Here is a 7,959-nt window from a genome sequence, read left to right as displayed (position 1 = left end):
CGGCGATGCCGACCGCGGGGCCGACGCCGGGCCCGCCCGCGAGGACGACCACGCGCGACTCGCCGTCGTAGTAGCTCCGCCCGAACGGCCCGGAAATCTCGACGTCGTCGCCGGCGACGAGCGAGTCGAGGTGCCGGCTGAACGGCCCGGCCTCCTCGGGGTCGATGCCGACGGTCACCTCGAAGGTGTCGCCGACGCCGGGCGACGACAGCGTGTAGAACCGCGCGTACGACTCGCCGTCGACCTCGGCGGAGAGCTTGACGAACTGGCCCGGCTCGGCCTCGAAGCCGTCCGGCGTCTCGAACTCGATGGCGACCGTGCCGGGACCGACGTCGCTGACCGCGGCGACGGTGACGATTGCGTCCATGCCTCCGGGTTGGTCGCAGGCTCACAAGGGCCTTGCCTTCCCGGACGCGCGCGCCGGGGGCGGGGCGAACCGCGTGAGCCGCCCGAACGGTGTGAACCGGAAATAATTGTCACGAGAGGGCGAAACACACCATGATTGGACATTCGTTCAGTAAAATGCCGCCCACACACCGTTTGGATAGACAAATGGGACTCAATAGCGATATATAAACTTGTTCGTGAGGTTTCTATCGGTTATCAGTACCGACGTTTAACACCAATTTTCAGAAGGCTTTTGACCCGGCTATGGGTAGATTTCACCCAGCATGCCTGCGGACTTCAACTGGGCCATCGGCGGCGAGGCTGGCGATGGCATAGACTCCACGGGGAAGATTTTCGCTCAGGCACTCTCCCGGGCTGGACGCCACGTGTTCACCTCTAAGGACTTCGCTTCGCGAATCCGGGGCGGATACACGGCGTACAAGGTTCGGACTGCCATCGACCCCGTGCAGAGCGTCGTCGACAGACTCGACGTGCTCATCGCGCTCACACAACGAACAATCGACGAGAACCTCGACGAACTACACGAGGGCTCCGTCATCATCTACGACGGCGACCGCTCCACCATGGCGGACGTCGAAATCCCCGAGGGAATGGTCGGGCTGGACATCCCCCTCAAGGCGCTCGCCGAGGAGGCGGGCGGCGCAATCATGCGCAACGTCGTCGCGCTCGGCGCGGCGTGCGCCGTCGCGGACTTCCCCATCGAGAACCTCGACAGCGCGCTCCAGAAGCGCTTCGGCGGGAAGGGCGAGGCCATCGTCGAGAACAACAAGAAGGCGGCTCGCGCGGGACTCGAATACGTCCACGACGAGTACGACGTCGAATTCGACTACGACCTCGAAACGACCGACGAGGACTACGTGCTCATCAACGGCGACCAGGCCATCGGCATGGGCGCCATCGCCGCCGGCTGCCGCTTCTACGCCGGCTACCCCATCACGCCGGCGACTGACGTGATGGAGTACCTCACCGGCCGCATCGAACGCTACGGCGGGCACGTCGTGCAGGCGGAAGACGAGCTCGCGGCCATCAACCTCGCGCTCGGTGCGGCGCGCGCCGGCGCGCGGTCGATGACCGCCACGTCCGGTCCGGGTATCGACCTGATGACCGAGACGTTCGGACTCGTCGCCACCTCCGAGACGCCGCTCGTCATCGTCGACGTGATGCGCTCGGGTCCCTCGACGGGGATGCCGACCAAGCAGGAACAGGGCGACCTCAACATGATGCTCTACGGCGGCCACGGCGAGATTCCGCGGTTCGTCGTCGCGCCGACGAGCATCGACGAGTGCTTCTGGAAGACCGTCGAGGCGTTCAACTTCGCCGAGAAGTACCAGGTTCCGGTGTACGTCGCCGCCGACCTCGCGATGGCGGTCACGGAACAGACGTTCTCCCCCGAGACGTTCGACATGGACGAAGTCGAAATCGACCGCGGCAAGGTCGTCGACGACGACTCCATCGACGAGTGGCTCGACGAGGAAGGTCGCTTCCAGCCGCACGCGCTCACCGACGACGGCGTCAGCCCGCGCGCGTTCCCCGGCACGGAACAGGGCGCGCACATGTCGACGGGGCTCGAACACGACGAGCTCGGTCGGCGGACCGAAGACCGGTCGATGCGCGTCGAGCAGGTCGACAAGCGCGACCGGAAGGTCGAGACCGCAAAGGAGACGGAAGACTTCTCGCCGCGCGAGTTCGGTGACGCCGACTCCGACACGCTCGTCCTCTCGTGGGGCTCCAACGAGGGCGCGCTCATCGAGGCGCTCGACTTCCTCGAAGAAGACGGCATCGACGTTCGGTTCCTGTCGGTTCCGTACATGTTCCCGCGGCCGGACCTCACCGAGGAAATCGAGGCGGCAGACGAGGTCATCGTCGTCGAGTGTAACGCGACGGGGCAGTTCGCCAACGTCGTCGAGCACGACACATTGACCCGTGTCAAGCGCATTAACAAATACGACGGCGTCCGCTTCAAGGCGGACGAACTCGCAGACGAAATCAAAGCCACCCTCGACGCAGAGGAGGTCTCAGCATGAGCTCAAACGTCCGCTTCACCGACTTCAAGTCAGACAAACAACCGACCTGGTGTCCCGGCTGTGGGGACTTCGGGACGATGAACGGCATCATGAAAGCCCTCGCCAACTCCGGCACCGACCCCGACAACACGTTCATGGTCGCCGGTATCGGCTGTTCCGGGAAAATCGGGACGTACATGCACTCGTACGCCATCCACGGCGTCCACGGGCGCTCGCTCCCGGTCGCCGCCGGCGTCAAGCTGGCGAACCCCGACCTGACCGTCGTCGCCGCCGGCGGCGACGGTGACGGCTACTCCATCGGCGCGGGTCACTTCATCCACGCCGTCCGCCGCAACGTGGACATGGCCTACACCGTCATGGACAACCGCATCTACGGTCTCACCAAGGGGCAGGCCTCGCCGACCTCGCGCGAGGACTTCGAGACCTCGACGACCCCCGAAGGCCCCAGCAGCCCCCGGTCAATCCGCTCGCGCTGTCGCTGGCCGCCGGCGGCACGTTCATCGCGCAGTCGTTCGCGACGGACCACAAGCGCCACGCGGAAATCGTCCAAGAAGCCATCGAGCACGACGGCTTCGGCTTCGTGAACGTGTTCAGTCCCTGTGTCACGTTCAACGACGTGGACACCTACGACTACTTCCGCGACAACCTCGTTGACCTCGCGGACACCGACCACGACCCGACCGACTACGACGCGGCCAAAGAGAAGATTCTCGACTCGTCGAAGGAGTACGAGGGCATCATCTACAAGGACGAGAGCTCCGTCTCCTACGAGGAGAAGTTCGGCGTCGACCAGAACATGTCGGACATCCCGTCGGGCGCGCCCGACGACGCGATGGACCTCGTCCGCGAGTTCTACTAACGACGACCGCCGAACTCGCGGTCGACGCCGCGCCGCCCGCTCACCGAACTTCGACCGTTCTTTCGACCGTCCCCGGATGCTCGACAGCGCTCGCGAGCGCCGCGACCGCCTCGGTCTCGTCCACGTCGGCCCCGTGGACCGCGAGGACGACCACCACGTCGCCGTCGTGTTCGACGGTCGCGAGGTGGAGTCGCACCTCGGCCGTCCCGCCCTCGTAGGAGACCGTCTCGCCGTCGACGGCGGTCTCGCCGGGTTCGACCTCGACCGTCCCCGCGTAGGTGACGAGTTCCGTCTCCGACCCGAGCATCGTGACGTTCCGCGCGCCGACCTCGCGGACGCCGGTGACCTCGGGGACGTTCCCGAGCGCCTGCGCGTCGGCCAGCGCGTCGAGACCGGTAGCGACGAATTCGCGGTTGCCGAGGTTCGAAAGCGGGTTGACCGACTGCCCGGCGACCTCGGCGTTCGGCGACGAGACGACTACGAGGGCCGTGATATCGTCGTCGTCAGTCGTCTTCGAGTATCCGGACACCCAGACCTCCGCGCCGACGGAGCGGGAGGCGGGTCCGACGCCCACGTCGTAGGAAAGCGGGACGGCGGTGCTGTTGCCGTGGACGTAGCCGTGTGCCTCGTAGGCCGACGCGGGAATCGTCGCGGGCTGGGCCGCGAACGTGGTCGAACCGCCCACCCCGCCGAGGCAACCGGCGAGGGCGACGACGAGCGCGAGCGCGAGGGCTGTGCGTGGTTGAGGCATACCCTCTAGAGGCGCGCAGAGAGCATGACCGTCTCGCCGCTGGGAAAAAGAGCCGACCGACCGAGTCGGTCCGAGCGGGACCGAGCGGGTCCGGGCGACCGGGCTGACTCGAACCGCCGCCGGGAGTCCCGCCGACCCGCTCGTTACTCCACCGTCTCGATGTTGAGTCGGTAGCGCGTCCCGCAATCGAGACACCGCGCGTCGTCGGACTCGATGAGTTCCGTCACCAGCACCTCGCCGAACTCGCAGTTCGGACACTCGTAGACGAGCGAGTCACCCGCGATGCGGTGTGCGAACGCGTTCGTGTTCTCTTCTGTCAACGGCTCTGATGCGGACGACATTCCAGACCACCGTACAAATATGCTACCACACACCACATAAACTATCCGCCGCCGAGCGTCGGTCGGCGTCGAGTGACGAACGACCGAGACCTCGTGTGACATACTCTCAGGCCGTGAAAGCCGGAAAATCGTCCGCCCTTTCGGAACGCCTTTTCAACTCGCGGCCCACCACTCACCCATGACGGAGAACCCCACCTCAGTAGACGACCACACCGCGAGCGAACGGGATGCCGATGCTCGGCCTCGGGACGTGGCAGAACACGGACGCCGACGAGTGTCGCAACGCGGTGCAGACGGCGCTGGAGATGGGCTACCGCCACATCGACACCGCCCAAGCGTACGGCAACGAGGCGGAGGTCGGCGAGGGCATCGCCGCCGCCGACGTCGACCGCGACGAGGTGTTCCTCGCGACGAAAGTGTGGATTGACGAGCTCTCTTACGACGACGTCATAGAGAGCACCGAAGCGAGCCTCGAAAAGCTCGGCGTCGATTACGTCGACCTCCTGTACGTCCACTGGCCGTCCCGCGAGTACGACGCCGAAGAGACCCTCGCGGCGTTCGACGAACTCGTCGAACGGGGGCTGACGGAACGCGTCGGCATCTCCAACTTCGAACCCGAACAGCTCCGTGAGGCCGTCGAACTGTCCGAGTCCGGCGTCTTCGCCAACCAAATCGAGATGCACCCGCTCCTCCAACAGGAGGAACTCCGCGAGGTCTGCGCCGAGGCGGACATCGAACTCGTCGCGTACTCGCCGCTGGCCCGCGGGGCTGTGTTCGACGTCGACGTGCTGTCCGATATCGCCGAGAAGCACGACGCGAGCGAGGCCCAGGTGTCGCTGGCGTGGCTCCGCGAGAAGGGCGTCACCGCGATTCCGAAGGCGACGAGCGAGGGACACATCCGCGACAACTGGGAGTCGCTCGCGCTCGAACTCGACGACGAAGACGTCGCGGCCATCGACGCCATCGAGACCGAAGAGCGCCGCATCGACCCCGATTTCGCGCCCTGGTAAGCGACCGAAACCGCGTTTTTCCGGTTCGACGCTCGATTCGCAGTTCGGAGCCGCAACGGATTTGTCGAACGAGCCCCGACAGAATTTCATGGAGTTTGACCTCCCCAAGACAGTCGCGTTGCTCGTCGCGCTCGTCGTCGTCGGAACCGCGGCCCTCGTCGGAATGGACGCGATGGCCACCAGTACGGTCCTGATGATGGTGACCCCCGCGATGCTCGTCTTCGGGGCCGTCTGTCTCGCCCTCGGCGTCAAACACGGCGAGTACCGAGCGTCGAACTAACGACACGGCACGGAGGGAGAAAGCGGAACGGAAGGCCCTCAGCTCTCGTTTTCTCGCGGCGCATCGACCACGTCGTCCAGCGTCTCGTCCGAGACGCTCGCCGAGATGCGGACGCCCACGACGCTCACGACGATACCGGCGACGATGAACATCGCCAGCCGTTGGACCGGCGTGAGCGCGAGTCGCCCGAGGAGTTCGAGGTTCGCCAACTCGCCCTGTCGTTCGAGGAGGAAGCCGGCGAAGCCGCGGACGACCAGCCCGATGGCGACGACGCCGAACGGGAGGTTCATGTACGACGTGGAGACGCGCTCGCTCCCGATGAGTTCGTCCAAGAGGCGACCCGCGCTCGCGGTCAGCGCGGCGAGCGCCAGCCACGGGACGCTGTGGTAGACGAACAGGAGCGACGGGACGAGCACTTCCTCGCTCCCGCCGACGCCGGGCGTCCGAATGGAGAGCGCGCCGAGGAACAGCCCGACGATGGCCAGCCCCGCGGCGACCGCGTAGGTGACGACCGACACCTGTCCGGAGTAGAGGGCGTCGCGAACCTGGTCGGGCGCGTCCGAGAGGAACTCGTCGATAGCGAGCCCCTTGTAGAGGAGCACCGCGCCCATGAGGGCGGCGAGCCCGGCCATCGCGACCGCCGGCGTGAACTGGACGAGAAGCAGCGGGACGAGAAGCAGTCCGACGCCGAGCGGGACGAGTATCGTCGAGCGAAGCTCCTCGTCGCCGAGGAACTGCTTGAGCAGGTAGTACGTCGACTCGATGTCGTGGGCCTGCCGGACCACCACGCGGTCGACCGCGTCGACCCGGAACCGGCTCTCGACGACGGGGACGAGCCGCTCGTCTTCCGCGCTGTCGATGACGACGACCGCGGACTCGACATCGTAGCGCTCGGCGAGGTCGTCGAGCTGTCGCGCGACGGCGCGGTCCGCCCCGACGGCGCTATCGCTCGTTCCCGAGATGACCGCGATTTCGGCGTCCTCGCGCTCGTCTCTGAGTTCGCGCGTCGTCCGCAACGCCGCGAGAAGGCAGTTGACGCTCGAGTCCTCGGGGTCCGCGAGACCCACGTCGGTGACGAGCGACCGGACCGCTTCCCAGCCGACGACGGGCGTCGAGAGCCCGGTCTTGCGGCCGATGTCGTTCGCCCGGTCGACACAGAGGACGAGCGTTGTCACGTGGAAGACGAACGCGGGCGCGGGCTAAAAAGCCTCCCAGTCGTCAGAACCGAAACGAGAAGCCGTCGTCGGGGTCGACCGACGAGGCGAGCCCCGCACCGAAGGCGTACGCCGCCCCTTCGACGCCGCCGCGGAGCCGGTCGGTGAGGCCGACCTCGGGGGTGAACTCCTCGGACCGAAACCTCGTCGCGGCCGAGGAGTTCGGCGAGTCGGTCTTCCACGTCGTCGCGGGTGCCCAGCGAGTCGACCAGCCCGAGTTCGTGGGCCTCCTCGCCGAGGTAGACGCGGGCCTCCGTGTCGCGGACGACCTGCGGGTCCATGTCTCGGCCCTCGGCGACGCGCTCGACGAAGTCGTCGTAGTAGTCGTCGATGAGGCCTTGGAGGTACTCGCGTTCGTCCTCGGTCGGCTCCTTGAGGGCCATCCCCGCGTCCTTGTACTTCCCCGCGGCGAACCGCTCGTAGGAGAGCCCGACCTTGTCGGCCAGCTCCGAGGCGTTGACCGACGAGCCGATGACGCCGATGGAGCCGACGACGCTCACGTCGTGGGACCACAGTTCGTCGCAGCCGCTGGCGATCCAGTAGCCCCCCGAGGCGCAGGTGTCCGTGGCGTAGGCGACTGTCGGGCCGTCGAAATCGGCGGCGGCCCGGCGGATGTCGTCGCTCGGCAGCACCTCGCCGCCGGGCGTGTTCAGTTTGACGAGGAGCGCGTCGACGTTCTCGTCGTCGGCCGCGGCGTCGATCTGTTCGACGATGTCGTCGGCGGGCGTCCCGCTGCCGCGACCCGGAACCGGACCGCCGCCGCCGTCGCGGGAAATCGGCCCCTCGACGGCGACTTCGGCCACGTCGTAGTCGGGGAACGCCGAGGCGGCGAGCCTGCCGCCGACGCGGAGCGCGGCGACGACGGTTCCGATGACCAAGAGGAGCCCCGCGAGGTCCGCGAGCGTGTCGGGGACGCGGTAGAACAGAATCCAGCCGACCGCCGCCGCGACGACGGCGAAGACGACCACGATAACCAGCCGATAGATGCGCGTGAAGCTGTCGGTCACGGTGAATCACTCATGGCTGTCGCTGGGGCTTCGAACGGGATAAAAATGATACGTCGCAAGCGCGA

General features: G+C 66.6%; 7 protein-coding genes and 2 pseudogenes. 4 read left to right on the top strand and 5 right to left on the bottom strand.

The window, feature by feature from the left end; genetic code table 11:
- A partial coding sequence (locus ATB1_RS09905; protein WP_042663544.1) for a ferredoxin--NADP reductase occupies positions 1-367 on the bottom strand: 367 nt, incomplete at its 3' end.
- A 304-nt stretch (positions 368-671) separates the two neighbouring features.
- Here ATB1_RS09905 and ATB1_RS09900 point away from each other — a divergent pair.
- Entirely contained in the window at positions 672-2,432 is a 1,761-nt protein-coding gene (locus tag ATB1_RS09900; RefSeq protein ID WP_042663543.1) for a 2-oxoacid:acceptor oxidoreductase subunit alpha, read from the top strand.
- A pseudogene (locus ATB1_RS09895) lies at positions 2,429-3,291 on the top strand (2-oxoacid:ferredoxin oxidoreductase subunit beta). The gene ATB1_RS09900 and the pseudogene ATB1_RS09895 overlap by 4 nt, the downstream one beginning before the upstream one ends.
- A 40-nt stretch (positions 3,292-3,331) precedes the next feature.
- Here ATB1_RS09895 and ATB1_RS09890 read toward each other — a convergent pair.
- Together ATB1_RS09890 and ATB1_RS09885 are read right to left on the bottom strand one after the other, a co-directional pair.
- Complete coding sequence (locus ATB1_RS09890; RefSeq protein WP_042663542.1) at positions 3,332-4,042, bottom strand: DUF6517 family protein; 711 nt, start codon at positions 4,040-4,042, stop codon at positions 3,332-3,334.
- A gap of 143 nt (positions 4,043-4,185) precedes the next feature.
- Positions 4,186-4,383, bottom strand: coding sequence for a hypothetical protein (locus tag ATB1_RS09885; RefSeq protein WP_042663541.1), 198 nt, complete (start codon positions 4,381-4,383; stop codon positions 4,186-4,188).
- 227 nt (positions 4,384-4,610) lie between these two features.
- On the opposite strand from ATB1_RS09885, the gene ATB1_RS09880 reads away from it, so the two are divergent.
- Together ATB1_RS09880 and ATB1_RS09875 are read left to right on the top strand one after the other, a co-directional pair.
- A complete protein-coding gene (locus ATB1_RS09880; protein ID WP_042663540.1) occupies positions 4,611-5,393 on the top strand; it encodes an aldo/keto reductase in 783 nt (260 codons plus the stop codon).
- 88 nt (positions 5,394-5,481) lie between these two features.
- Complete coding sequence (locus tag ATB1_RS09875; RefSeq protein ID WP_042663539.1) at positions 5,482-5,673, top strand: hypothetical protein; 192 nt, start codon at positions 5,482-5,484, stop codon at positions 5,671-5,673.
- Positions 5,674-5,711: 38 nt separating this feature from the next.
- Here ATB1_RS09875 and ATB1_RS09870 read toward each other — a convergent pair whose 3' ends face one another.
- Both ATB1_RS09870 and sppA read right to left on the bottom strand, forming a co-directional pair.
- Positions 5,712-6,848 carry a DUF373 family protein gene (locus ATB1_RS09870; RefSeq protein ID WP_042663538.1) on the bottom strand — a complete coding sequence of 379 codons (1,137 nt, stop codon included), beginning with the start codon at positions 6,846-6,848 and terminating at the stop codon, positions 5,712-5,714.
- 43 nt (positions 6,849-6,891) lie between these two features.
- Positions 6,892-7,894, bottom strand: a pseudogene (sppA, locus tag ATB1_RS09865) (signal peptide peptidase SppA).
- Positions 7,895-7,959: the final 65 nt, after the last annotated feature.

This window comes from Haloferax sp. ATB1, from assembly GCF_000730175.1.
This window is presented reverse-complemented; position numbering and strand designations above follow the sequence as displayed.